Source organism: Paraburkholderia sp. BL27I4N3 (genome assembly GCF_003386115.1).
In the GTDB taxonomy this organism is placed as follows: domain Bacteria; phylum Pseudomonadota; class Gammaproteobacteria; order Burkholderiales; family Burkholderiaceae; genus Paraburkholderia.
On record NZ_QREJ01000001.1, the window covers coordinates 1 to 25,224 of the forward strand.

Here is a 25,224-nt window from a genome sequence, read left to right on the forward strand (position 1 = left end):
CAGAATTGCGCCCGGATGCGGCTTGACAATGACCGTGTTGCCGGTGGCCAGATCGGCGAAGAGGCCCGGATAGCCGTTCCACGTCGGGAAGGTGCAGCAGCCGAGCACAAGGCCGGTGCCGCGCGCGGCACGACGGTGTAACGCTTGTGCATGGCGAGCGGCGGATTCTTGCCTTGCGGCTTTTCCCAATGGGCGTCGCCGGGAATGCGGCGCAACTGGTCCCACGCATACACGACGGCTTCCAGCGCGCGGTCTTGTGCGTGCGGGCCGCCGGCCTGGAAGGCCATCATGAATGCCTGGCCGGTCGTGTGCATCACGCTGTAGCCAATTTCGAAGCTGGCGCGATTCACGCGGGCAAGGATTTCGAGGCAGACACCGATCCATGCGTGCGGGCCTGCTGCGCGCCACTCGCGTTGGGCAGCGGCGGCAGCCGCGATCAGTGCGGCGGGGTCGGCCTTCGGGTAGCGCACGCCGAGCGGGAATCCGAACGGTGAGACTTCGGCCGCGACGGTTTCACCCGTCGAGGGTTGGTCCAGCTGGAACGTTGCGTTGAGATGCGCTTTGAATGCGGCTTCGCCGTCCGCATTAAGCTGTTTCCCCGTACACTTTCGGACTGGGCATTTTCGACGAACGGGCTCCAGTAGCCGCGCGTTTCAACCGCGGTGAGTGCCTTTTGCAGCGTGTCTTCGTGCTTGGTGAATAGCGGATGTGTCATGGGCAGAGGGCTTGGCTGTACGTTGGGAAAAGACTGTCGAATAATTGACCGACCGGTTGGTTGGCGAATGGTAGCATTATTAAGATGACCGCGCGAAGCGTTTTCGCGCGCAATTTTTCTAACCTTAGGAGGCGGCAATGGCTTACGAGAACATTCTGGTTGAGACGCGGGGACGGGTCGGCTTGTCACGTTGAATCGCCCGAAGGCGTTGAACGCTTTAAATGACGCATTGATGGACGAACTGGGGCGGCGTTGCGCGAGTTCGATGCCGACGACGCGATTGGCGCGATCGTGGTCACGGGCAGCGAAAAGGCGTTCGCGGCTGGTGCTGACATCGGCATGATGTCCACCTATACCTATATGGATGTCTACAAGGGTGACTACATTACCCGCAACTGGGAGACCGTTCGCTCCATTCGTAAGCCGATTATTGCGGCGGTGGCGGGCTTTGCGCTCGGTGGCGGCTGCGAACTGGCGATGATGTGCGACATCATTTTCGCCGCCGACACGGCAAAGTTCGGCCAGCCGGAAATCAAGCTCGGCATCATGCCTGGCGCAGGCGGTACGCAGCGCCTGCCGCGTGCCGTGTCCAAAGCGAAAGGCGATGGACCTCTGCCTGACCGCGCGATTTATGGATGCCGCCGAAGCCGAGCGCGCAGGATTGGTGTCGCGTGTGATTCCAACTGCGTCCTTGGTTGATGAGGCAGTGGCTGCGGCTGCGACGATCGCTGAATTCCCGTTGCCGGCCGTGATGATGGTGAAAGAATCGGTCAACCGCGCCTATGAAACGACACTCGCAGAAGGCGTGCATTTCGAGCGCCGCCTGTTCCATTCCCTCTTCGCCACCGAAGATCAGAAGGAGGGCATGGCCGCATTTGTCGAGAAGCGCAAACCGGTTTTCAAGCATCGTTAATATGCTTGTCAAAATAACGCTTGCAAGGCGGGGTCCGGCTCGCTAGAATCTCGCTCTTTCGTGCTTCGGACAACGGGGCACGGGAGGCGGGAGAGCCAGCAGTGGCAAGGCTTTCAGCGAAGCGGGCAGGTTCAGGAAGTTAGAAAAACCTGTTGACGGCGTAGCGGAAGTTCTTCATAATCTCGTTTCTCTGCTGCTGATGCAGCGACGCAGAACGAAGTGGTGCCGGGTGGTTGTGATGTTGACGACTGGCGGTGCGGGTTCGGTAGTGAATGCGTAATCGATCTTTAAAAATTAACAGCCGATAAGTGTGGGCGCTTGATGCGCGACGCGCCGGCGGGTCCTTCGGGATCTGCCGGAAGAAGCGAAAGTATCAAGTCTCACACAGTAATGAAAGGAAGGTTTTTCCATTGAAAGATGGAGAGATCATTCGTCAGTACGTTGAGTGAGCGACCGGTTCTTAACTGAACCGAAAAACAGTAACAGGTTTGAACTGAAGAGTTTGATCCTGGCTCAGATTGAACGCTGGCGGCATGCCTTACACATGCAAGTCGAACGGCAGCACGGGAGCAATCCTGGTGGCGAGTGGCGAACGGGTGAGTAATACATCGGAACGTGTCCTGTAGTGGGGGATAGCCCGGCGAAAGCCGGATTAATACCGCATACGATCTGTGGATGAAAGCGGGGGATCTTAGGACCTCGCGCTACAGGGGCGGCCGATGGCAGATTAGCTAGTTGGTGGGGTAAAGGCCTACCAAGGCGACGATCTGTAGCTGGTCTGAGAGGACGACCAGCCACACTGGGACTGAGACACGGCCCAGACTCCTACGGGAGGCAGCAGTGGGGAATTTTGGACAATGGGCGCAAGCCTGATCCAGCAATGCCGCGTGTGTGAAGAAGGCCTTCGGGTTGTAAAGCACTTTTGTCCGGAAAGAAAACCTCCGCCCTAATACGGTGGGGGGATGACGGTACCGGAAGAATAAGCACCGGCTAACTACGTGCCAGCAGCCGCGGTAATACGTAGGGTGCAAGCGTTAATCGGAATTACTGGGCGTAAAGCGTGCGCAGGCGGTCCGCTAAGACAGATGTGAAATCCCCGGGCTTAACCTGGGAACTGCATTTGTGACTGGCGGGCTAGAGTATGGCAGAGGGGGTAGAATTCCACGTGTAGCAGTGAAATGCGTAGAGATGTGGAGGAATACCGATGGCGAAGGCAGCCCCCTGGGCCAATACTGACGCTCATGCACGAAAGCGTGGGGAGCAAACAGGATTAGATACCCTGGTAGTCCACGCCCTAAACGATGTCAACTAGTTGTCGGGTCTTCATTGACTTGGTAACGTAGCTAACGCGTGAAGTTGACCGCCTGGGGAGTACGGTCGCAAGATTAAAACTCAAAGGAATTGACGGGGACCCGCACAAGCGGTGGATGATGTGGATTAATTCGATGCAACGCGAAAAACCTTACCTACCCTTGACATGTATGGAATCCTGCTGAGAGGTGGGAGTGCCCGAAAGGGAGCCATAACACAGGTGCTGCATGGCTGTCGTCAGCTCGTGTCGTGAGATGTTGGGTTAAGTCCCGCAACGAGCGCAACCCTTGTCCCTAGTTGCTACGCAAGAGCACTCTAGGGAGACTGCCGGTGACAAACCGGAGGAAGGTGGGGATGACGTCAAGTCCTCATGGCCCTTATGGGTAGGGCTTCACACGTCATACAATGGTCGGAACAGAGGGTCGCCAACCCGCGAGGGGGAGCCAATCCCAGAAAACCGATCGTAGTCCGGATCGCACTCTGCAACTCGAGTGCGTGAAGCTGGAATCGCTAGTAATCGCGGATCAGCATGCCGCGGTGAATACGTTCCCGGGTCTTGTACACACCGCCCGTCACACCATGGGAGTGGGTTTTACCAGAAGTGGCTAGTCTAACCGCAAGGAGGACGGTCACCACGGTAGGATTCATGACTGGGGTGAAGTCGTAACAAGGTAGCCGTATCGGAAGGTGCGGCTGGATCACCTCCTTTCTCGAGCTAAACGCGTCAGTTGTGTAAAAGCAATGCGTTGAGCGCTCACGCTTATCGGCTGTGAAATCAGGACAGACTCAGGGGTCTGTAGCTCAGTCGGTTAGAGCACCGTCTTGATAAGGCGGGGGTCGATGGTTCGAATCCATCCAGACCCACCAAAGTCTTGTCTGGTGTGCTGATCGTCTGAACCTCTGGGGTAGCTGTATGACTGGGGGATTAGCTCAGCTGGGAGAGCACCTGCTTTGCAAGCAGGGGGTCGTCGGTTCGATCCCGTCATCCTCCACCAATCCTCAATGCGTAGCGTTCTGCGGGCAGTAAAAGGCAGAGCGTTGTGCATTGGCGATTGAGCCAGTCAGAGTGATATGAAGCAGAGCTTTATATCGGCTGTCGTTCTTTAACAATCAGGAAGAAGTAGTAAAGAGATTCACGAAAGATCACTTAGAGATGGGTGGTTGAGTAGGTGAATCAGGGTTGTGATTGTATCAATGTATGAAAAGAGAGATCGAAAGATCGCTTTTGGAATACGGCGCAACACGAATACTCAACCTGTAGCGAGGGTGGCGAGCGTGTGATTCCCCGTGGATCATGCAGGAGACACACCCGTTATAGGGTCAAGCGAACAAGTGCATGTGGTGGATGCCTTGGCGATCACAGGCGATGAAGGACGCGGTAGCCTGCGAAAAGCGGTGGGGAGCTGGCAAACGAGCTTTGATCCACCGATATCCGAATGGGGAAACCCGGCCCGTATGGGTCATCCGTAGCTGAATACATAGGCTACGTGAAGCGAACGCGGTGAACTGAAACATCTAAGTAACCGCAGGAAAAGAAATCAACCGAGATTCCCAGAGTAGTGGCGAGCGAAATGGGACCAGCCTGTACTCTTTATCTTCATTGTTAGTCGAAGGCTCTGGAAAGTGCCGCCATAGCAGGTGATAGCCCTGTAGACGAAAACAGCGAGGAAGAACTAGGTGTACGACAAGTAGGGCGGGACACGTGAAATCCTGTCTGAAGATGGGGGACCATCCTCCAAGGCTAAATACTCGTGATCGACCGATAGTGAACCAGTACCGTGAGGGAAAGGCGAAAAGAACCCCGGGAGGGGAGTGAAACAGATCCTGAAACCGCATGCATACAAACAGTCGGAGCCTCTGCGAAGGGGTGACGGCGTACCTTTTGTATAATGGGTCAGCGACTTACATTCAGTGGCAAGCTTAACCGATTAGGGCAGGCGTAGCGAAAGCGAGTCCGAACAGGGCGATTCAGTCGCTGGGTGTAGACCCGAAACCAGGTGATCTATCCATGGCCAGGATGAAGGTGCGGTAACACGTACTGGAGGTCCGAACCCACTAACGTTGAAAAGTTAGGGGATGAGCTGTGGATAGGGGTGAAAGGCTAAACAAACCTGGAAATAGCTGGTTCTCTCCGAAAACTATTTAGGTAGTGCCTCGTGTATCACCTTCGGGGGTAGAGCACTGTCATGGTTGTGGGGTCCATTGCGGATTACTACGCCATAGCAAACTCCGAATACCGAAGAGTGCAATCACGGGAGACAGACATCGGGTGCTAACGTCCGGTGTCAAGAGGGAAACAACCCAGACCGCCAGCTAAGGTCCCCAAATATTGCTAAGTGGGAAACGAAGTGGGAAGGCTAAAACAGTCAGGAGGTTGGCTTAGAAGCAGCCATCCTTTAAAGAAAGCGTAATAGCTCACTGATCGAGTCGTCCTGCGCGGAAGATGTAACGGGGCTAAGCAATATACCGAAGCTGCGGATGCACATTTATGTGCATGGTAGGAGAGCGTTCCGTAAGCCTGCGAAGGTGCACTGGAAAGTGTGCTGGAGGTATCGGAAGTGCGAATGCTGACATGAGTAGCGATAAAGGGGGTGAAAAGCCCCCTCGCCGTAAGCCCAAGGTTTCCTACGCAACGTTCATCGGCGTAGGGTGAGTCGGCCCCTAAGGCGAGGCAGAAATGCGTAGCTGATGGGAAGCAGGTTAATATTCCTGCACCATTGTTAAATGCGATGGGGGGACGGATCGCGGAAGGTTGTCCGGGTGTTGGAAGTCCCGGTCCTTGCATTGGAGAAGGCGCTTTGGCAAATCCGGGCGCAGGATTCAAGGGTGCGAGGCCATTCACTTCGGTGAAGAAGCAATCGGAAGTGGTTCCAAGAAAAGCCTCTAAGCTTCAGTTTAACAAGACCGTACCGCAAACCGACACAGGTGGGCGAGATGAGTATTCTAAGGCGCTTGAGAGAACTCGGGAGAAGGAACTCGGCAAATTGGTACCGTAACTTCGGGATAAGGTACGCCCCTGTAGCCTGATGCGCCTGCGCGCAGAGGGTGAAGGGGTTGCAATAAACTGGTGGCTGCGACTGTTTAATAAAAACACAGCACTCTGCAAACACGAAAGTGGACGTATAGGGTGTGACGCCTGCCCGGTGCCGGAAGATTAAATGATGGGGTGCAAGCTCTTGATTGAAGTCCCGGTAAACGGCGGCCGTAACTATAACGGTCCTAAGGTAGCGAAATTCCTTGTCGGGTAAGTTCCGACCTGCACGAATGGCGTAACGATGGCCACACTGTCTCCTCCCGAGACTCAGCGAAGTTGAAGTGTTTGTGATGATGCAATCTCCCCGCGGCTAGACGGAAAGACCCCATGAACCTTTACTGTAGCTTTGCATTGGACTTTGAACCGGTCTGTGTAGGATAGGTGGGAGGCTTTGAAGCGTGGACGCCAGTCTGCGTGGAGCCGCCCTTGAAATACCACCCTGGTTTGTTTGAGGTTCTAACCTTGGTCCGTAATCCGGATCGGGGACAGTGCATGGTAGGCAGTTTGACTGGGGCGGTCTCCTCCCAAAGTGTAACGGAGGAGTACGAAGGTACGCTAGGTACGGTCGGAAATCGTGCTGATAGTGCAATGGCATAAGCGTGCTTAACTGCGAGACCGACAAGTCGAGCAGGTGCGAAAGCAGGTCATAGTGATCCGGTGGTTCTGTATGGAAGGGCCATCGCTCAACGGATAAAAGGTACTCTGGGGATAACAGGCTGATACCGCCCAAGAGTTCATATCGACGGCGGTGTTTGGCACCTCGATGTCGGCTCATCTCATCCTGGGGCTGTAGCCGGTCCCAAGGGTATGGCTGTTCGCCATTTAAAGAGGTACGTGAGCTGGGTTTAAAACGTCGTGAGACAGTTTGGTCCCTATCTGCCGTGGGCGCTGGATATTTGAAGGGGGCTGCTCCTAGTACGAGAGGACCGGAGTGGACGAACCTCTGGTGTACCGGTTGTCACGCCAGTGGCATCGCCGGGTAGCTATGTTCGGAAGAGATAACCGCTGAAAGCATCTAAGCGGGAAACTCGCCTTAAGATGAGATATCCCCGGGGCTTCGAGCCCCTTGAAGGGTCGTTCAAGACCAGGACGTTGATAGGTCAGGTGTGGAAGCGCAGTAATGCGTTAAGCTAACTGATACTAATTGCCCGTAAGGCTTGATCCTATAACAGGTGTGTTTCGCGATGATCGTCAGTGCTTCAGCACTGACGGGCATCCCACCCCCGAAGGGGGCAAGGACACTCAGGTTAAGTGATCGTGTTGTGCCAGAAACAACACAGCCCAAAGCAACATGAGAGGCATCCTCTCAGCTACTTCTTCCAGATTGGCTGTATTGCTCCACGAGCAGTGCAGCAACAAGTCATGCCTGATGACCATAGCGAGTCGGTCCCACCCCTTCCCATCCCGAACAGGACCGTGAAACGACTCCACGCCGATGATAGTGCGGATTACCCGTGTGAAAGTAGGTAATCGTCAGGCTCCCCAGCAGCAATCAGAAACCCCACCCCGAAAAGGTGGGGTTTCTGCGTTTACCCCGCCCCCATACACGTAGAAAAGCCACGGGATAAATCATCGTATCCGTCAGCGCATCCCGTCTTGAATGCACGTAAGCGCGGTGCGAAGGTGATGCCATCGTAACGAGGAGCAATGCGATGGACGACGCAACGGGAGAGGCCGCCGTACCGACGGGCGCACGACGCCCCCGCCAAGGCGAAGCATTCTGGCGCGAGATGGTCATGGCGTGGACCACAAGCGGACTGGGCCTTCGACGTTTCTGTCGTGAGCAGGGGCTCGCCGTCAGTACCTTCGGCCTGTGGCGCAAGAAGCTCTCGAGCGAGCCACGTGCAGAGGCGCACCCGCTCGCGTTCACACCAGACGCGGCATTTATCGTTTCCCATCCGGACGCCGCGCCAGCCACACCTGCTCCACCGTCGACGGCGGACGCTTTGTCGTCTTCGCGTGATCGGGTGACGTTGTCGCTCGCCGGTGTTCGCATCGAGCTGACCGGTGCTCATGCCGAGCGCATCGTGCGTTTCGTGCTCGGACAGCTCGGCGGTAGCCGGTGCTGATCGCAGCGGAGGTCCGTGCGTATATCTGCCGTGAGCCGGTCGACATGCGCAAATCCATCGACGCCCTGTCGTATCTGGTCGAACCACTGCTTGCCCAGAACCCTGTCTCGGGCAATCTGTTCGTGTTCGTCGGGCGGGACCGCTCGAAAGTCAAATGCCTATACTGGGATCGCACCGGCTTCGCACTCTGGTACAAGCGCCTTGAACGGGGCCGCTTTCCATCGCCGTTGGCGCTCGCGCAACGCGGCTTCACGCTCGCCGAACTCAACGCCTGGCTCGAAGGCATTGAGATCCCGGCGCGCGAGCCGCATCGCGCCATCGCGGTGACGCGCGTGAGCTGAACACGCTGTCACCTGCGCAGATACGACGCTCCCCGATCTTGTAAACGTAGCGCGAGTTGGGCATCATGATAGCCATGCCGCCCACCGCTATCACTGTCTAGCCATGCCGCCCACCGCTATCACTGTCGCGGAATTGCCGGTCGAGCCCGACGCACTGCAAGCCTTCGCGCTCGAACAGAACCGGCTGGCATGCGTGCTGTGGGAGCAGCTGGAAGCGCTGCAACACCAGATTGCCCAGGCGAACCGTGCCCGCTTCGGGGTCAGCTCCGAGCGGCTGGCGGGCCAGGCGGAACTGTTCGATGCCACCACGGTGTTACCCGTTCCGCCCGAGCCCGCCGAGGTTCCGGTCGCAGGCCACACCCGCAAGGGACGTCCGGCCCTGCCGAAGGACCTGCCGCGCAAGCACGTTGAATATGATCTAAGCGATGAGCAGAAGGCGGCATTCGATACGCTCGAGCGCATCGGCGAAGAGCGCAGCGAGACGCTGCACTACGAGCCGTCCACGCTCACCGTTATTGAGCATATCCGTTTCAAGTACGCGGCGAAGAAGGATGGCGAGTCGACCATCGTGACCGCAAGTGCCCAGCCCTCGCCGCTGCCGAAGAGCAATGCGAGCGCGAGCCTGCTGGCTAACATCCTGGTCAACACCTACGTCGATCACCTGCCTTTGAACCGGCAGGAGATGCGCTATGCACGACGCGGTGTGCACCTGCCCCGGGCAACGCTGTGCGAATGGAAGCTGGCGGCAGCCGAACTGCTCGAAGTGCTGCTGCCACCGCTACGGGCTCACCAGTTGCAGGCCCCCCGCATGCACGTGGATGACACGACGCTGCCGTTACTCGAGAAGGGTCGCACGGCGACGCGCACCGCGCGATTATGGGGCTATCTTGGCGCCGGCCAACGCGAAGAGAATGGTGTCTGGGTCGACCACCCGCCGGCGGTCGTGTTCGAGTTCGCCGAATCGCGCTCCGGTTCGCATCCGCTGCGGTACCTGCAGAAGTACAAAGGTTACCTGCAGGCGGACGCATACAGCGGGCATGGCGCACTTTACGAAACCGGAAACATCGTCGAGGTCGGATGCTGGGCCCATTGCCGCCGACGCTTCGTTGAAATCGCGAAGGCGCAGAGCAAACCGGGACTCGCGGCGCAGGCGCTGCAGTGGATTGCCCGCCTGTACGCGATCGAGTCGCGGATCAAAGACCACACGCCCAACATCAAATACGCGGCGCGGCAAACCGAGGCGCTGCCGGTGCTCATGCAGTTCCGGCAATGGCTGGAAGGTAACGTCATCGGTTTGCCGGCTCAGGCGCCGCTCGCGAAAGCCTTCGGCTATGCGTTACGTCACTGGCAGGCCCTGATTCGCTACACCGATAGCGGTATCCTGCTGCCGGACAACAATGCGTTAGAGCGGCAAATCAGACCGATTGCTCTCGGGAGGGCGAACTGGATGTTCGCAGGCTCGCCGAGAGGCGCAAGAGCCGCAGCCACGATGTATTCACTGCTCGGTACGGCTCGCCTGAACGGCTTCGAGCCTTATGCATGGCTCAAGGGCACACTTGAGATGTTGCCGTCGTATCCTGTCAACCGCGTGCACGAACTGTTGCCGCTCGCCCGTTAAACGCCTACACATTCATGGACATTCTCGACTCGCTTCGGCAGGCGCCCAGCGCCGAGTTGTATCGCCTCTATCTCGCCATCGGCAAAATGCTGGACGACCCGCGACGCATTCTCGAGGTACGTCAACGCTTGCATCTGGGAATGGAGGTCAGCTATATCGGGGGCGATCCGCTCGCACCACCTTCGCACGGAACGGTGGTGGAGTTGCGGCAAACCCAGGCGGTGATCCAGGACAACCAGAGCCGTCAGCGTTGGTCGGTGCTATACGCGGCGGTTATTCCTGACACTGCGAGCGGCCCTACTCACGCGTCTCCGTCGCCGCCACCGCGAGCTCAGCGAGAGGAATTCTTCATTGGCGACACCGTCGGCTTCACCGACAAACATCTGAGCGAGCGGGTCGGCATCATCGTCCGGCTCAACGCAAAAACCGCGTCCATCGCTGTTAATGATTCTGAAGGCCATTGGCGGGTCTCTTACGCTCTGTTGCGCAAGATCGTCGACATCTAACCGCGCGACACCGTCAACGCGGGTTCCACTGACGGATACAAATCACCTCACTCCCATCCACAGAAACCATTCATAGCGCAACGAGGGATGGCTCGGCGGCGAACCATTCACCGCCGCCAACCCCTCTAAAGTATTCTATTTGCCCTGCGCCAGAAACCGCTGTGCCAGCCGTACCCAGTACGTCGAGCCGATCGGCAACAACTCGTCGTTAAAGTCATAGCTCGCGTTATGCAGCATGCACGGACCCGCGCCATGGCCCGAATCTCGGTGCCCGCCATCGCCATTACCCAGGAACGCGTAACAGCCCGGTTTGGCGAGCAACATGAAAGAGAAGTCCTCCGCCCCCATCGTTGGTTCGACCGCGTCGTCGACTTTATCCGCACCGACAATTTCCTTCATCACCGTCGCTGCAAAGCGGGCCTCCTCGCTGCTGTTGATCGTCGGCGGGTAGTTTCGGTGAAAACGAATATCGACCGAGCAATCGTAGGCCTCGGCCGTGCTCTCCGCGATCTTGCGCATGCGCGCTTCGATCAGATCTAGCGTCTCGGTCGTAAACGTCCGTACGGTGCCTGCGATCCACGCATTGTTCGGGACGACGTTGACCGCGTCGCCGGCGTGAATCTGCGTGATCGACAGCACGGCGGTGTCGAGCGGCTTCTTGTTCCGCGTGATGATGCTCTGCAATCCATTCGCAATCTGGACGGCAGTGAAGACGGGATCGCGGCCGTTGTGCGGCAGCGCGGCGTGCGAGCCCACGCCTTTGATTTCAATGTGAAATTCGTTGCTCGATGCCATGATTGGACCTTCGGTCACGCCGAAGTGCCCCGCCGGCATGCCCGGCCAGTTATGAATACCGAATACGGCGTCGACCGGAAATTTCGCGAATAGGCCGTCGTCGATCATGGCCTGCGCACCTGCGCCGCCTTCTTCGGCAGGCTGGAAAATGAACACGATTGTGCCGTCGAATTCGCCATGTTTGACCAGGTGCCGCGCGGCGCCGAGCAGCATCGCGGTATGTCCGTCGTGGCCGCACGCGTGCATCTTGCCGTCGTTTTTCGATCGATGGTCGAAGCTGTTCAGTTCCTGTATCGGCAACGCATCCATATCGGCCCGCAGACCAATGGAGCGTGAACCATTGCCTCGTTTCAGCACACCGACGACGCCGGTCTTGCCCAACCCTCGATGAGTTTCGATGCCCCAGGACTCGAGCGTTCGCGCCACCAGATCGGCCGTCGCCGTTTCTTCGTAACGCAGTTCCGGATGAGCATGGATTGTTCGTCGGAGGGTCTGAATTTCGCCGTGAGCGGCTTGGATTTCGGGGATAAGTTTCATGATGGAGTGGTAACGCTTCTGTGCTTTGGCTTGCGTGGAATCGCTCGGGGCCACACCGGCCCGGGCACGGTAATAACCGATTCTACGCCCAAGGCCTTTTTGGCGGCAGCGCGCAGGCCACGCAGCAATTGCCGTAATAGAATCCGGCATTGCTACACCGCTCACCGCCTTCTTGAAAGGATCGCCGATGAATGCTCCGACCGAACTCGCCCGCGCCGTATGCCCGCACGACTGCCCCGACACCTGCGCGATGCGAGTGACGGTCGCGGCTGGACGTGCGATCAAGGTCGTCGCTGATCCCGAACATCCGCCGACGCAAGGCGCGCTGTGCGCCAAGGTCAGTCGCTATGCTGAGCGCGTGCATCATCCGCAAAGATTGACGACGCCGATGAAGCGTGTCGGCCGTAAAGGCGAGGGCCGCTTTGAGCCGATCAGTTGGGATGAGGCGTTCCAGCTCGCGGCAGGCCGTCTCTCGGAGATTGCGCGTCGCGCGCCAGAAGCGATTGTCCCCTACAGCTATGCCGGCACGATGGGTTTGGTCCAGGGCGACAGCATCGCGCAACGATTCTTTCACAAGCTCGGCGCATCGCAACTGGACCGGACGATCTGCGCGTCCGCCGGCGCCGCCGGTTTGAAGTACACCTATGGCGCGAGCCTTGGCATGCTCACCGAGTTTTTCGACGAGAGCGAGGTCATCCTCATCTGGGGGGCCAACCCCATCGCATCGAGCCTGCATTTCTGGACCCGCGCTCAACAGGCCAAACGCCGCGGCGCACAGCTGATCGCGATCGATCCTTACCGCTCGCTGACCGCCGAAAAGTGCCATCAGCATATCGCCCTGAAACCCGGCACCGATGGTGCCTTGGCGCTCGGCATGATGAACGTGTTGATCGCGGAAAATCTGCTCGATCACGCTTACATTGAGGCCCACACATTAGGCTTTGATGAACTGAAGGCCCGCGCGCTGAATTACCCGCCCTCGCGTGCTGCTGGAATTTGCGACGTTGATGAACACGTTATCATCGATCTTGCGCGACTTTACGGTGGTACTAAAAAGGCCGCGATCCGCATGAATTATGGTCTGCAGCGCGTGCGTGGCGGCGGCAATGCCGTGCGCGCTATCGCCTGCCTGCCGTCGTTGACGGGCGCGTGGCGCGAAAGAGCGGGTGGCGTGCTGCTGTCTTCGGGCGGTTGGGCGCCGGTCGACTCGCATGCATTGCAGCGTCCGGACCTGATGCCGGGCTGGCCGTCCAAGGTCAGCCGCGTCATCAATATGAATACAATCGGCGATGCGTTGCTGCACAAGGGCGACGCTGCGTTCGGCCCTAAAGTCGAAGCGATCGTCGTCTACAACTCGAATCCGGTGGCCGTCGCGCCGGATTCCGAGCGAGTGGCAGCGGGTTTCGCGCGTGAGGATCTCTTCACCATCGTGCTGGAGCATTTCCAGACCGACACCGCCGACTACGCCGATCTGCTCCTGCCCGCAACGACTCAACTCGAACACTTCGATGTCCATAAGTCATACGGCCACACGCACGTGATGGTCAACTTGCCGGCAATCGCTCCGGTTGGCGGCGCACTCCCGAACACGGAGATTTTCCGCGGCTTCGCGCGTCACATGGGGTTAAGCGAGCCGGCGCTATTCGAAAGCGACGAGACGGTCGCCAAAAACGCGTTCCGCTGGCAGGACAAAACGCTCGAAGGCGTGGATTGGGAGACGTTGAAGCAAACCGGCTGGGCCCGGCTGAACCTGCCCGATGCACCTTTCGCAGAAGGAGGCTTCCGAACGCCGTCCGGCAAATGTGAGTTCTATAGTGAACGGCTCGCGCAGCAGGGGCTCGACCCGCTCCCGGACTATCTGCCGCCCTACGAATCCGCCGACGGCGCACCGGAGCTAGCCGCCCGCTACCCGCTTGCGATGATCTCGCCGCCGGCCCGCAACTTCCTGAACAGCACCTTCGTGAACGTCGAAAGTCTGCGTTCGACGGAGGGCGAGCCGCACCTCGACATGCATCCGGCCGACGCCCAATCGCGGGAGATCGTCGATGGCGCTCGGGTGCGGATCTTTAACGATCGCGGTTCCATGCAGGCGTGCGTGCGCGTCACGGATAAAGCCCGTAAAGGGCTCGTGGTCGGCCTGTCGATCTGGTGGAAAAAGCTCGCGCCCGACGGTCGCAATGCCAATCAACTCACCAGCCAGGCGCTCACCGATCTGGGCGGCTCGGCGACGTTCTACGACTGCCTGGTCGAAGTCGAACGCCTCTGAAACCCGCTCAGTCACCCCGCAGCGCGCGTCCCGCACGGGTTCGAGGCTGCAGTCTAACCAGGCCGCTTTTCGCGAATAGCACCGAGGTGCCCATGCTACGATGCGTTTTTAGCACGACCATTCGAAAATAAAGGAGGAGACGCTGCATGGACAAAATCTGGCTGAAATCTTATCCGCCCGGCGTTCCCGCAGAGATCGACCCGAGCCGCTATTCGTCGGTGGGAGAACTGCTCGAAGAAGCCTTCCGCGAGCATCGCGCCAAACCGGCGTTCGTCTGCATGGGTAAGGAGATCAGCTACGGCGAGCTCGACGCGCTTTCGCGCAAACTCGCCGCATGGTTTCAGTCGAAGGGCCTGGCCCGCGGCGCGCGCATCGCGATCATGATGCCCAACGTGCTGCAATATCCGGTGGCCATTGCAGCTATCTTGCGCGCGGGCTATGTGGTCGTGAACGTAAACCCGCTCTATACGCCTCGCGAGCTCGAGCATCAGCTCAAGGACAGCGGCGCGGAAGCGATCATTCTGCTTGAGAATTTTGCGGTCACACTGCAGGCGATCGTGCGCAACACGTCGATCAAGCACATCGTGGTGGCCGCGATGGGCGACCTGATGGGGATCAAGGGCACGCTGGTGAACTTCGTCGTGCGCAAGATGAAGAAGATGGTGCCGGCCTGGAGTCTGCCGGGCCACGTCAAGTTCAACACCGCCATCGCGGAAGGCGCGCGCCAGAATTTCAAAGCGGTCCAGCAGGGCCCTGACGACGTCGCGTTTCTCCAGTACACGGGCGGCACGACAGGCGTGGCCAAGGGCGCGACCCTGCTGCATCGGAACCTGATTGCCAATGTGCTGCAGTCGGAGATCTGGCTCGATCCGGTTCGCGCGAATCGCACGGATATCGGTCAGTTCGTCACCGTCGTAGCGTTGCCGCTGTACCACGTGTTCGCGCTGACCGTGTGCGGTCTGTTGACGATCCGCACCGGCGGCCTCGGCGTACTCATTCCGAATCCGCGCGACATTCCAGGCATGATCAAGGCGCTCGAAGGCTATCCGATCACGACGATTCCCGCCGTCAACACGCTCTACAACGCGTTGTTGAATAGCCCGGATTTCCATAAGCTCGATTTTTCGAAGCTGATCGCCGCGAATGGCGGCGGTATGGCGGTGCAAGAAGCCGTCGCCAAGCGCTGGTACGAAGAGACTCATACGCCGATTATCGAAGGCTACGGTTTGTCGGAGACGTCGCCGTGCGTGACCTGCAATCCGGTCACGGTCACCGAATACAGCGGAACGATCGGTCTGCCGCTGCCGTCGACCGAAATCTCGATTCGTGATGACGAGGGCAACGAAGTGCCGCTCGGCCAGCCTGGCGAAATCTGCATCCGCGGCCCGCAGGTCATGGCGGGTTACTGGAACCGGCCCGACGAAACCGCGAAGGTGATGACGCCGGACGGCTTCTTCAAATCGGGCGATGTCGGCCTGATGAACGACGGCGGCTTCGTGAAGATCGTCGACCGTAAGAAGGACATGATTCTGGTGTCCGGTTTCAACGTCTATCCGAATGAAATCGAAGACGTGGTCGCCAAACTGCCGGGCGTGTTCGAAGTCGCCGCGGTGGGCGTGCCGGATCAGCATTCGGGCGAAGCAGTGAAACTGTTTGTCGTGAAAAAGGATCAGGCGCTCACTGATGCCGACATCTTCGCGTACTGCAAGCAGCAGTTGACAGGCTACAAGCGGCCTAAGATCGTCGAGTTTCGCACTGAACTACCGAAGAGCAATGTCGGCAAGATTCTGCGCCGTGAGTTGCGCGACGGACGGGCGTAGGCGGAATCGCACACTGATCGGGCACGAAGCCGGCAAGAAGCTGACAAGATGGTGACAAGAAGCGGCGAGTAAGCGAAAAAGGCCCGGCAGACGCAAGTCTGCCGGGCCTTTTCTTTCTCATAGCAATCGCATCGCGAAACCAGTTGGCAGCGCGCGCCATAAAAAAAGGCGCCCGAAGGCGCCTTTGAGGCAGACTGCTTTTTTACGACTTATTAGAACTTGTGGCGGATACCGACGCGAGCCGCGAGTTGGTTCTGGTTCGACGAGCCCGACAGGCCGTTGATGCCTGCCGTTGCGTTGACCGTAGCACCCGCTGCGTTGATCGTATCGCCCAGAGCGTGTTGGTACACGCCAATCACGTACACGTCCGTGCGCTTGGACAGGAAGTAATCCACGCCGAGCGAGCCTTGGTGGTATTGAGCACGCGAGTTGCCGTTGATTTCCGCGCCGCGCGTGTAGTCATACGCTGCGCCGACCAGCAATGCCGGGGTCAACTGATACTTGAAGTTCAGTTCTGCATTGTTGAACGTAGCCGACTGGCCCTTGAACGGCGATGCGAACGAAGCGCCCAGGTTGCCGAAGCGGATGTTCGAGTACGTCGCACCGATAGTTGCTGCGCCGAACGTGTAAGCGCCGCCTGCACCGATCACTTGATACGTGTTAGCCGACGAGAAGCCAGCGTACACCGGCGACGTCACAGCTGCGGCCGGTGTTGCAGCCGTACCGCCGTTGTTGAACAGGCCGCCCGAAGCTGCCGGGCTGCGTGCGTTCAAATAGCCAACGCCCAAGACCAACGGACCGTTGTTGTAGCCAGCGCCCAACGACCAGATCTGGTTCGACGTGACGTTGCCGGCAACGCCGCCGAAGCTGTACGTGCCGCCGAACTTCAGGCCGCCGTAATCAGCGCTCGTGTACTTGACCGTGTTGTTGGTGCGGTACGCGTTGTTGAAGTTGTCGATGTCGCCCGGGTGAGCAGCGATGTAGCCGCCCCATTGGTCGCCGGCTTCCAGCGGACCGACGTAGTCGACGACGGAGTCGTACTGACGACCCAGCGTGACCGTACCGAACTGGCTCGACAGGCCAACGTAAGCTTGACGACCGAACATCAGGCCGCCTTGACCCAGCTTGCCGTTGTTCACGTCAAAGCCGTTTTCCAACACGAAGATTGCCTTCAGACCGCCGCCCAGATCTTCCGTGCCGCGCAGGCCGAAACGCGAGCCTTGCATGACGCCGCTGGACAGGTTGTACAGGTGCTTGCCACCCGAGTTGGTGTTGATGTTGAAGCCTTCGTCAATGATACCGTACAGGGTCACGCTGCTCTGAGCATGTGCGACGCCTGCGAATGCGCCCAGTGCTGCGAGAGCGAGAAGCGACTTTTTCATCGAATGATCTCCAAGGATTACGAATCTTTTGTACAAGGCAGAATATTTATCTAGCGTTGAGGCCTTGCATGTCCAACTTCGCGAGAAGTTGCACGTAATGTAACAAAAGGCATACATGGCACAAAGAAAAAGGAGCGGGGCGCGAAGGCTCCTGTTTCGTTTACGCAACATGGTCTAAAATCAGAAATTGGCCGCCCGATTCATGCGGTTTGAAGGTTTTTGCGAAGGCGGTTTTGCACCGCAAAGCCTTGTCGAGCCGACCTGGCGGATCGGTAAGGCGGTTGTCGAATGAGGGAGTGCTGAATGTTTCTGGACGAGTTGATTAGCGAGTTTGATCGGGGTTTACGCTCAATGACCGGCGTGTCGCGGATGAGTCGTCCGTTGCCGGTGCCGCAAGAATCCGCGGTGACCGAACCGGCGGTCGAACTTTCACCGGCCGAGCGTGCGCATGCGGCCGGCTTGATGCGCGTGAATCACGTCGGCGAGGTCTGCGCCCAGGCGCTCTATCAGGCCCAGAAACTCGCGACCAAATCGCCGTCCTTGCGGGCCGTGTTCAATCGCGCGGCGATCGAGGAAGAAGATCATCTCGCGTGGACTTCCAAACGTCTCGAAGCGCTCGACTCGCGCCCCAGCCTGCTGAACCCGCTCTGGTATGCAGGCGCGCTGGCAATCGGACTCGCGGCAGGGCGCATGGGCGACCGCGTTAGCCTCGGCTTCATGGCCGAAACCGAGCGTCAGGTGGAACTGCATCTCGACGGCCATCTGAACGAACTGCCGGCAGCCGATCACGAGTCGCGCGCAATCGTCGAGCAGATGCGCGCGGACGAAGCGGAACACGGCAAGGCGGCGATGGAAGCCGGCGGCCTCGAGCTGCCGTTGCCCGCGCGCGCGCTGATGCGCGCCGTGTCGAAAGTCATGACGCGCACCGCCTATTACATATAAGTCAAAGCCAACTGTTCACGTACATCTCGAAAGTGGGACGGCGCCTCGCGCCGTTCGCCTGAAGCACCCAGAAACGCCATCCCACGTTTGCCGATCCCGCTTAACGATCTCTTTCATTCCGCGCCTTTCCCCAGCACTTTTCACGTATCACCTTCACAAGCTGCACTAGCTCGTTCATTTATAACGGTTTTCCGTTTTATGCGCGACGTGAAGGAGTCGCGCTAAGTCCTTGTTCTAACAAACAAAATTCGCTGGAAAAGCACGTATCTCCCTTGACCCCCGTTTAGCGTTCCTCTAAAGTGGGAGACAGTGTGAGAAAGTGTATTTTTGTGTGATCTCACAAGCGGTTTCGGGTAGATTTTCATGGGTCGGGCAGCTGGCGCGCCAATGCGCCAAATGGGGAGAGCGAAGTGTTCCAAGGGGCGTCGGCGCTGACGCTCGATGCGAAAGGGCGGATGTCTATTCCCTCTCGATATCGGGATGCGCTGCAGACACAGGCAGAGGGCCGGGTGACGATCACCAAGCACCCGGACGGCTGCCTGTTGCTCTTTCCGCGCCCGGAGTGGGAAATTTTCCGCGACAAGGTCGACAAGCTGCCTATGAACGCGACCTGGTGGAAGCGCATTTTTCTCGGCAATGCAATGGACGTTGAAATGGACGGCGCAGGGCGCGTGCTCGTATCGCCGGAATTGCGCACGGCTGGTGGATTGGAAAAAGAAGTGACCTTGCTTGGCATGGGTCGTCACTTCGAGTTGTGGGATGCACAAACATACGCCGCGAAGGAACAGGCGGCAATGGCCGAGGGCATGCCCGACGCGTTAAAAGATTTCACGTTCTGATCGCGGTTTACATATATGGCACCTGCGATGGGAAACGAATTGCAGCATCGCACGGTGCTGCTGGAAGAAGCGGTCCAGGCGCTGGTTACGCGCGCAGACGGCGTGTATGTGGACGGCACGTTCGGGCGCGGAGGGCATAGCCGCCTGGTGCTGGAAAAGCTGGCTGAGTCGGGGCGTCTGATCGCTTTCGACAAAGACCCGCTCGCCATCGCCACGGCGCAGCAGATTGCGGATCCGCGCTTCGGCATCGTGCACGAGAGTTTTGCTTCACTGCGCACCGCGATTGCGGAGCGCGGCGTAGGACGGGTGTCGGGCGTTTTATTGGATCTGGGCGTGTCGTCGCCGCAAGTCGACGATCCGGAGCGGGGCTTCAGCTTCCGCGCCGACGGCCCGCTCGACATGCGGATGGACCCGACGCGCGGCGAATCGGCGGCTGATTGGCTTGCGCGGGCCACGGTGCAGGAATTGACGGAGGTGATACGAGATTATGGGGAAGAACGGTTTGCTTTTCAGATTGCAAAGGCGCTTGTTGCTCGCCGGGCAGAGTCCGACCGTCTTGGGCCTCTCGTCAGCACGGGCGAGCTTGCCCAAATCGTGGCTAACGTCGTCAAAACCCGTGAGAAGGGCAAGGATCCGGCAACCCGCACCTTTCAAGCTATACGGATTCACATCAATCAAGAGCTTGCGGAGCTGCAAGTCGTTTTAGAAGCAGCGTTGTCGCTGTTGGAGCAAGGGGGGCGGCTGGTGGTCATCAGCTTTCATTCGCTCGAGGACCGGATCGTCAAGCGATTCATGCAGGCGCACGCGAGTACGCCGACGGTGGATCGCCGTCTGCCGATTCGCGCAGTCGATCTGCCGAGCCCTCCGCTCAAAATCATCGGCCGCGTATTCGCAAGCGACGCTGAAGTCGCCGCGAATCCGCGCGCCCGTTCTGCCGTGATGCGTGTGGCGGAGCGGATCGCACCATGAATCGTCTCAACATCTTCCTGCTGATCATCGTGATGGGCTGCGCTCTGTCCGTCGTCAATGCTACCAATCAGCAGCGCCAGATCTTTATCCAGTTGCAGCGCGCTCAATCGCAGGAGCGTCAACTGCAGCAGGATTATTCGCAACTTCAATATCAGCAGAGCGCGCTGTCGAAAACGTCGCGCATCGAGACTATCGCCACTGATTCCCTGAAGATGCAATCGGTCGCCACCGGCCGCACCCAGTACCTGACGCTCGATCCGGGCGCGGCGAAAGCCGAAGACGCACCGATTCCGACTTCCGGCCCGGCATCGGCGCCGGCACCGACCCGTCGCGGAGGCGTGCGATGAAAAAATCGTCGACTCGCAAGAGCGTGGCTTTCTCGGCCAATCCGATCCTGTCGGTGCGCCTGCCGATGTGGCGCTCGAAACTCGTCGTGTTCCTGCTGTTCATGGCGTTCGTCGCGCTGACCGCGCGCGCCTTCTGGATCCAGGGTCCGGGCAACGCGTTCTATCAGAAGCAGGGTGAAATCCGCTATCAGCGCCGGCTCGAACTGCCGGCCACGCGCGGCAAGATTCTCGACCGCAATGGTCTCGTGCTGGCCACGAGTCTGCCGGTGCGCGCGATCTGGGCGATTCCCGAATCGGTGCCGGACGACCTTGGCGCGGACAAGCTCACGTCGCTCGGCAAACTGCTCGGCATGACTAATAAGGAACTGCGCGCCAAGCTCTCGGAAGACAAGACCTTTGTTTACGTCAAGCGCCAGGTGCCGGTGGATGTCACCGCTAAAGTCGCCGCGCTGGAGATCCCCGGCATTTACGCGCGCGACGAGTACAAGCGCTTCTATCCGGAAGGCGAGATCACGGCCCACCTGATCGGCTTCACTAACGTGGAAGACGAAGGCCAGGAAGGCGTCGAGCTCGGCGACCAGAAGCTGCTCGCCGGCATGTCGGGCAGCCGCCGCGTGATCAAGGACCGCATGGGCCACATCATCGAAGACGTGGACGAGCAGGTCGTGCCGCACAACGGCCAGGACGTGGATCTCTCGATCGACAGCAAGATTCAGTACATCGCCTACACGAACCTGAAGGCGGCCGTCGAGAAATTCAAGGCCAAGGCCGGCGCGGCCATGGTGATCGACGTGCGCACCGGCGAAGTGCTGGCGCTCGTCAATTACCCTACTTACAACCCGAACGACCGTTCACACCTGACCGGCGATCAGCTGCGCAACCGCATCCTGACCGACACGTTCGAGCCCGGCTCGATCATGAAGCCGTTCACGGTTTCGCTCGCGCTCGATCTGCACCGCGTCACGCCGACTACACTGGTTGATACAGGCGGCGGCCGTTTCGTGCTCGACGGCGCGCCGATTACCGACGACAGCGCGTTCGGCGTGCTGACGGTGGGCGGCGTGATCCAGAAGTCGAGCAACATCGGCGCGACGAAGATCGCCATGCAGCTCAAGCCCGAAGAGATGTGGAACATGTACACCAGCATCGGTCTCGGTCAGGCGCCGAAGGTCGGTTTCCCGGGCGCGGCGGCCGGCCGTCTGCGTCCGTGGAAGAGCTGGCGCCGCATCGAGCAGGCCACCATGTCGTACGGTTACGGTCTGTCGGTGTCGCTGTTCCAGTTGGGCCGTGCTTATACGGCAATCGCGCACGACGGCGAGATCATGCCGGTGTCGATTTTCCGCACGCCTGGCGATCAGCCGGCCACCGGCCCGCAGATTTTCGCGCCTACTACCGCACGTCAAGTGCGCGCCATGCTCGAAACCGTCACGGCGCCGGGCGGCACCTCGCCGGATGCGGCGGTGCCGGGCTATCGCGTCGGCGGCAAGAGCGGCACGGCGTACAAGCACGGCGCGCACGGCTACGATCACTCCAAATATCGCGCGTCGTTCGTCGGCATGGCGCCTATGCCGAACCCGCGCATCGTCGTCGCCGTCTCGGTCGACGAACCGACAGCGGGCAGTCACTTCGGTGGTCAGGTGTCGGGTCCGGTGTTCTCGAGCATTGTCGGCGACACGCTGCGCTCCTTGAATGTGCCGCCGGACATGCCGGTCAAGCAAATGGTGGTGTCGGACGATTCGGCACCGGCCGCACCGACCGCGCCCGCCACGCCGGCCACGGCCAAGAAGCCCTCCACCAGCGCCGGCGCGAAGAAGTTGACGATTTCCGCGAACGCGAAAAGCCATCCGGGAGTCGTGCGATGAGCATGTTGCGGAAGAAGCATCCCGCACAGCGGCAGATCGCCGACGCCCTCGCCTGGCTGCATGCTCACGTGCAGCCAGGCGCGCATCTGCACGCCGACACGCGCTCGCTCGCACCCGGCGACGCGTTTTTCGCCTATGCCGTGGATGGCGCGGACAACCGCCCGTTCATCGACGGCGCGATCGAACGTGGCGCTGCCGCCGCGCTGGTTCAGCCCGAAGGCTTCAGCGGCGCGATCGATCCGTCGAACACGCTGGCCGTGCCGGCGTTGAACGAACTGGCGGGTTCGATCGCGAGCGGCTGGTACAGCGATCCGAGCGACAGCATGCTGACGCTCGGCGTTACCGGCACGAACGGCAAGACCTCGTGCAGCCAGTGGATCTCGGCGGCGCTGACGGCGCTCGGCACGCGTTGCGCGATCATCGGCACGCTCGGCACCGGCTTGCCGGGCCACCTGGTGCACACCGGCTTTACTACGCCCGACGCGCCGCAATTGCAGCGCAGTCTCGCGCAGTTGCGCGACGCGGGCGCGCAGGCAGTGGCCATGGAGGTGTCGTCGCACGCGTTGCATCAGGGGCGCGTGAACGGCACGGCGTTCGACGTCGCCGTGTTCACGAATCTCACGCAGGACCATCTCGACTATCACCATACGTTCGAAGCCTACGAAGCGGCCAAGGCGCGTCTCTTCGCCTGGCCGGAACTGCGCGCGGCCGTGATCAATCGCGACGATGCAGCCGGCCGCCGTTTGCTCGCGAGCACGCAAGGTCGTGCACGCACCATCGCCTATGGGCTTGACGAAACGCTGCAAAACGCCCCGCAAGCCGACGCGCTTCTGCTCGCTTCGAATGTGCGCGCTACGGCCACAGGCACCGCGTTCCATCTGAGTACTTCCGATTGGGGCGATGCCGAAGTCGAAGTGCAGACGCTCGGCGCGTTCAACGTCAGCAATCTGCTCGGTGTGCTGGGCGCACTGCTCGCCGCCGACGTCCCATTCGACGCCGCCGTGGCCGAACTTGCAAAGCTCGAATCGGTGAACGGCCGCATGCAGCGGCTCGGTGGCCGCTTGCAGAACGACGAACCGCTCGTCGTGATCGACTACGCGCACACGCCGGACGCGCTGGAAAAAACACTCGAAGCATTGCGCCCGATGGCGACCGCGCGCGGCGGCGAACTGATCTGTATGTTCGGCTGCGGCGGTGACCGCGACGCCACCAAGCGTCCGCTGATGGGCGCGATCGCCGAGAAAATCGCCGACGGCGTCGTGGTCACCAGCGACAACCCGCGCAGCGAAGATCCGCAAGCCATCATCGAGCAGATCGCGGCGGGCATGAAAGACGCGTCGAAAGCGCGGCGTATCGAGGACCGCGCGAGCGCGATTCTGCAAGCGATCCGCAGCGCCGCGCGCGAGGACGTCATCGTGCTGGCCGGCAAGGGGCACGAAGCAACACAGGAAATCATGGGCAAGAAACGCGCTTTCTCGGATCAGGACCACGCTCGCCTCGCGCTAGCCGCGCGCGCGACGCACGCACGCGGAGGTGGCGAATGAACATGTTCTCTCTGCGTGAAGCTGCTGCGCTGATCTCGGGCGCAACCGTGCTGGGTGACGAGGGCGTTACCTTCGAACGCGTCTCGACCGACAGCCGCAGCGCGGGCCCCGGCGATCTGTTCGTCGCGATCAAGGGCGATCGCTTCGACGCCCACGACTTTCTGCCGGACGTCGCCGCGCGCAACGTGAGCGCAGTTCTCGTCACGCGCACGCCGCAAGACTGGACTGTGCCGGCGCTCAAAGTCACGGACACGCGCATCGCACTCGGCGCGCTCGCACGCGGCTGGCGCCGCCAGTTCAGCATGCCGCTCGTCGCGGTGACGGGCAGCAACGGCAAGACCACGGTCAAGGAAATGATCGCGTCGATTTTCGCCGCCGCCGTCGGCGCCGACGCGCGTCTCGCGACCGCGGGCAACTTCAACAACGACATCGGCTTGCCGCTCACGCTGTTCCGTCTGCACGCAGCGCACCAACTGGCAGTGGTCGAACTGGGCATGAATCATCCGGGCGAGACCTCGGAGCTCGCGAAGATCGCTGAGCCGACGGTCGCCGTGGTGAACAACGCGCAGCGCGAGCATCAGGAATTCATGGCGACGGTCGAAGCGGTCGCGCTCGAACATGCAAGCGTGATTCACGCGCTGTCGCCGGAGGGCGTGGCGGTGTTCCCTGCCGACGACGCCTACGCGAGCATCTGGCGCGTGGCCGCAACCGGCAATCGCATCATGGACTTCGCGCTGAACTCCGCCGAGCGCACCACCGAAGCCGCAGTAAAAGGCACGTTCGCCGGCAACGTCCTGAGCATCGACACGCCGGAAGGCCAAATCGAAGTCACGCTGAAAGTGCTGGGCGACCACAACGCGCATAACGCCTTGGCCGCAACGTCGGCAGCGTTGGCCGCGGGCGTGTCGCTCGACGCGATCAAGCGCGGCCTCGAATCGTTCGGCGCCGTGAAGGGCCGCTTGCAGGTGAAGCAGGCCGTACTCGGCTCGCTCGCCGGCGCCACCGTCATCGACGACACTTACAACGCCAATCCCGATTCCATGCGCGCCGCGATCGACGTGCTCGCCTCGCGCGCCGCGCCGCGCGTCCTGGTGATGGGCGACATGGGCGAAGTCGGTGACAACGGTCCGGCGTTTCACCGCGAAATCGGCGCTTACGCCAAGGAACGCGGTATCGACGCGCTGTACGCAATGGGCGACGCCTCGCGCGACGCCTGCACCGCGTATGGCGCGAACGCGCATCACGTCGCCGACATCGGCACGCTGGTCGCGCAATTGCAGCAGGCCGGTTTCGGTCCTGGCGCAACGCTTCTCGTGAAAGGCTCGCGCTTCATGCAGATGGAGCGCGTGGTGGACGCCGTAACGAGTCCACAACCCAACGCAGCGGGCAGTACGCCCGCCGCACATTGAAATAG

At 60.0% G+C, this 25,224-nt stretch carries 15 protein-coding genes, 2 tRNA genes, 3 rRNA genes and 2 pseudogenes; 19 read left to right on the forward strand and 3 right to left on the reverse strand.

Annotation, left to right across the window (positions count from 1 at the left end; translation table 11 throughout):
• Window positions 1-715: pseudogene (locus tag B0G71_RS00005) on the reverse strand (aldehyde dehydrogenase family protein); the annotation flags it as partial.
• A gap of 137 nt (window positions 716-852) precedes the next feature.
• Between B0G71_RS00005 and B0G71_RS00010 the strand changes: the two are divergent.
• The 10 genes and pseudogenes from B0G71_RS00010 (at window position 853) to B0G71_RS00055 (ending at window position 10,507) form a co-directional block, all read left to right on the forward strand.
• A pseudogene (locus tag B0G71_RS00010) lies at window positions 853-1,628 on the forward strand (enoyl-CoA hydratase).
• Between the two features lie 490 nt (window positions 1,629-2,118).
• Window positions 2,119-3,648, forward strand: a 16S ribosomal RNA gene (locus B0G71_RS00015).
• 81 nt (window positions 3,649-3,729) lie between these two features.
• Window positions 3,730-3,806 (forward strand) — tRNA-Ile (locus B0G71_RS00020).
• 52 nt (window positions 3,807-3,858) lie between these two features.
• Window positions 3,859-3,934 (forward strand) — tRNA-Ala (locus B0G71_RS00025).
• A gap of 323 nt (window positions 3,935-4,257) precedes the next feature.
• Window positions 4,258-7,138: ribosomal RNA gene (locus B0G71_RS00030) — 23S ribosomal RNA — on the forward strand.
• Window positions 7,139-7,338: 200 nt separating this feature from the next.
• Window positions 7,339-7,452: ribosomal RNA gene (rrf, locus tag B0G71_RS00035) — 5S ribosomal RNA — on the forward strand.
• Together the 16S, 23S and 5S rRNA genes with 2 tRNA genes alongside form the textbook arrangement of a ribosomal RNA operon.
• 173 nt (window positions 7,453-7,625) lie before the next feature.
• Window positions 7,626-8,042 carry an IS66 family insertion sequence element accessory protein TnpA gene (tnpA, locus tag B0G71_RS00040; protein ID WP_116138916.1) on the forward strand — a complete coding sequence of 139 codons (417 nt, stop codon included), beginning with the start codon at window positions 7,626-7,628 and terminating at the stop codon, window positions 8,040-8,042.
• Window positions 8,036-8,383, forward strand: coding sequence for an IS66 family insertion sequence element accessory protein TnpB (tnpB, locus tag B0G71_RS00045; RefSeq protein WP_116138918.1), 348 nt, complete (start codon window positions 8,036-8,038; stop codon window positions 8,381-8,383). The genes tnpA and tnpB overlap by 7 nt, the downstream gene beginning before the upstream one ends.
• A gap of 103 nt (window positions 8,384-8,486) precedes the next feature.
• The gene (tnpC, locus tag B0G71_RS00050) at window positions 8,487-10,001 is read left to right on the forward strand and encodes an IS66 family transposase (RefSeq protein WP_116138920.1); all 1,515 of its coding nucleotides are present in this window, start codon (window positions 8,487-8,489) and stop codon (window positions 9,999-10,001) included.
• Between the two features lie 14 nt (window positions 10,002-10,015).
• Window positions 10,016-10,507 carry a hypothetical protein gene (locus B0G71_RS00055; protein ID WP_116138922.1) on the forward strand — a complete coding sequence of 164 codons (492 nt, stop codon included), beginning with the start codon at window positions 10,016-10,018 and terminating at the stop codon, window positions 10,505-10,507.
• 135 nt (window positions 10,508-10,642) lie between these two features.
• Here B0G71_RS00055 and B0G71_RS00060 read toward each other — a convergent pair whose 3' ends face one another.
• Window positions 10,643-11,839 (reverse strand): M20 aminoacylase family protein, encoded by a 1,197-nt coding sequence (locus B0G71_RS00060; protein ID WP_116138924.1) that lies wholly within the window; start codon window positions 11,837-11,839, stop codon window positions 10,643-10,645.
• Between the two features lie 187 nt (window positions 11,840-12,026).
• On the opposite strand from B0G71_RS00060, the gene B0G71_RS00065 reads away from it, so the two are divergent.
• Both B0G71_RS00065 and B0G71_RS00070 read left to right on the forward strand, forming a co-directional pair.
• The gene (locus B0G71_RS00065) at window positions 12,027-14,105 is read left to right on the forward strand and encodes a molybdopterin-dependent oxidoreductase (protein WP_116138926.1); all 2,079 of its coding nucleotides are present in this window, start codon (window positions 12,027-12,029) and stop codon (window positions 14,103-14,105) included.
• 146 nt (window positions 14,106-14,251) lie between these two features.
• Complete coding sequence (locus B0G71_RS00070; RefSeq protein WP_116138928.1) at window positions 14,252-15,925, forward strand: long-chain fatty acid--CoA ligase; 1,674 nt, start codon at window positions 14,252-14,254, stop codon at window positions 15,923-15,925.
• Window positions 15,926-16,137: 212 nt separating this feature from the next.
• Here B0G71_RS00070 and B0G71_RS00075 read toward each other — a convergent pair whose 3' ends face one another.
• Entirely contained in the window at window positions 16,138-17,307 is a 1,170-nt protein-coding gene (locus B0G71_RS00075) for a porin (RefSeq protein ID WP_116138930.1), read from the reverse strand.
• Between the two features lie 303 nt (window positions 17,308-17,610).
• Between B0G71_RS00075 and coq7 the strand changes: the two genes are divergently transcribed.
• The 7 genes from coq7 (at window position 17,611) to murF (ending at window position 25,219) form a co-directional block, all read left to right on the forward strand.
• Window positions 17,611-18,249 (forward strand): 2-polyprenyl-3-methyl-6-methoxy-1,4-benzoquinone monooxygenase, encoded by a 639-nt coding sequence (gene coq7, locus B0G71_RS00080; RefSeq protein ID WP_116138932.1) that lies wholly within the window; start codon window positions 17,611-17,613, stop codon window positions 18,247-18,249.
• A gap of 410 nt (window positions 18,250-18,659) precedes the next feature.
• Window positions 18,660-19,088, forward strand: coding sequence for a division/cell wall cluster transcriptional repressor MraZ (gene mraZ / locus B0G71_RS00085; RefSeq protein ID WP_012434430.1), 429 nt, complete (start codon window positions 18,660-18,662; stop codon window positions 19,086-19,088).
• A 15-nt stretch (window positions 19,089-19,103) separates the two neighbouring features.
• Entirely contained in the window at window positions 19,104-20,057 is a 954-nt protein-coding gene (gene rsmH, locus B0G71_RS00090; protein ID WP_106285156.1) for a 16S rRNA (cytosine(1402)-N(4))-methyltransferase RsmH, read from the forward strand.
• Window positions 20,054-20,404, forward strand: coding sequence for a cell division protein FtsL (gene ftsL / locus B0G71_RS00095; protein WP_106285157.1), 351 nt, complete (start codon window positions 20,054-20,056; stop codon window positions 20,402-20,404). The genes rsmH and ftsL overlap by 4 nt, the downstream gene beginning before the upstream one ends.
• Window positions 20,401-22,266, forward strand: coding sequence for a penicillin-binding protein 2 (locus B0G71_RS00100; RefSeq protein ID WP_116138934.1), 1,866 nt, complete (start codon window positions 20,401-20,403; stop codon window positions 22,264-22,266). The genes ftsL and B0G71_RS00100 overlap by 4 nt, the downstream gene beginning before the upstream one ends.
• Window positions 22,263-23,810 carry a UDP-N-acetylmuramoyl-L-alanyl-D-glutamate--2,6-diaminopimelate ligase gene (locus B0G71_RS00105; RefSeq protein ID WP_116138936.1) on the forward strand — a complete coding sequence of 516 codons (1,548 nt, stop codon included), beginning with the start codon at window positions 22,263-22,265 and terminating at the stop codon, window positions 23,808-23,810. The genes B0G71_RS00100 and B0G71_RS00105 overlap by 4 nt, the downstream gene beginning before the upstream one ends.
• Window positions 23,807-25,219, forward strand: coding sequence for a UDP-N-acetylmuramoyl-tripeptide--D-alanyl-D-alanine ligase (murF, locus tag B0G71_RS00110; RefSeq protein WP_116138938.1), 1,413 nt, complete (start codon window positions 23,807-23,809; stop codon window positions 25,217-25,219). The genes B0G71_RS00105 and murF overlap by 4 nt, the downstream gene beginning before the upstream one ends.
• The last annotated feature ends 5 nt before the right edge of the window (window positions 25,220-25,224 follow it).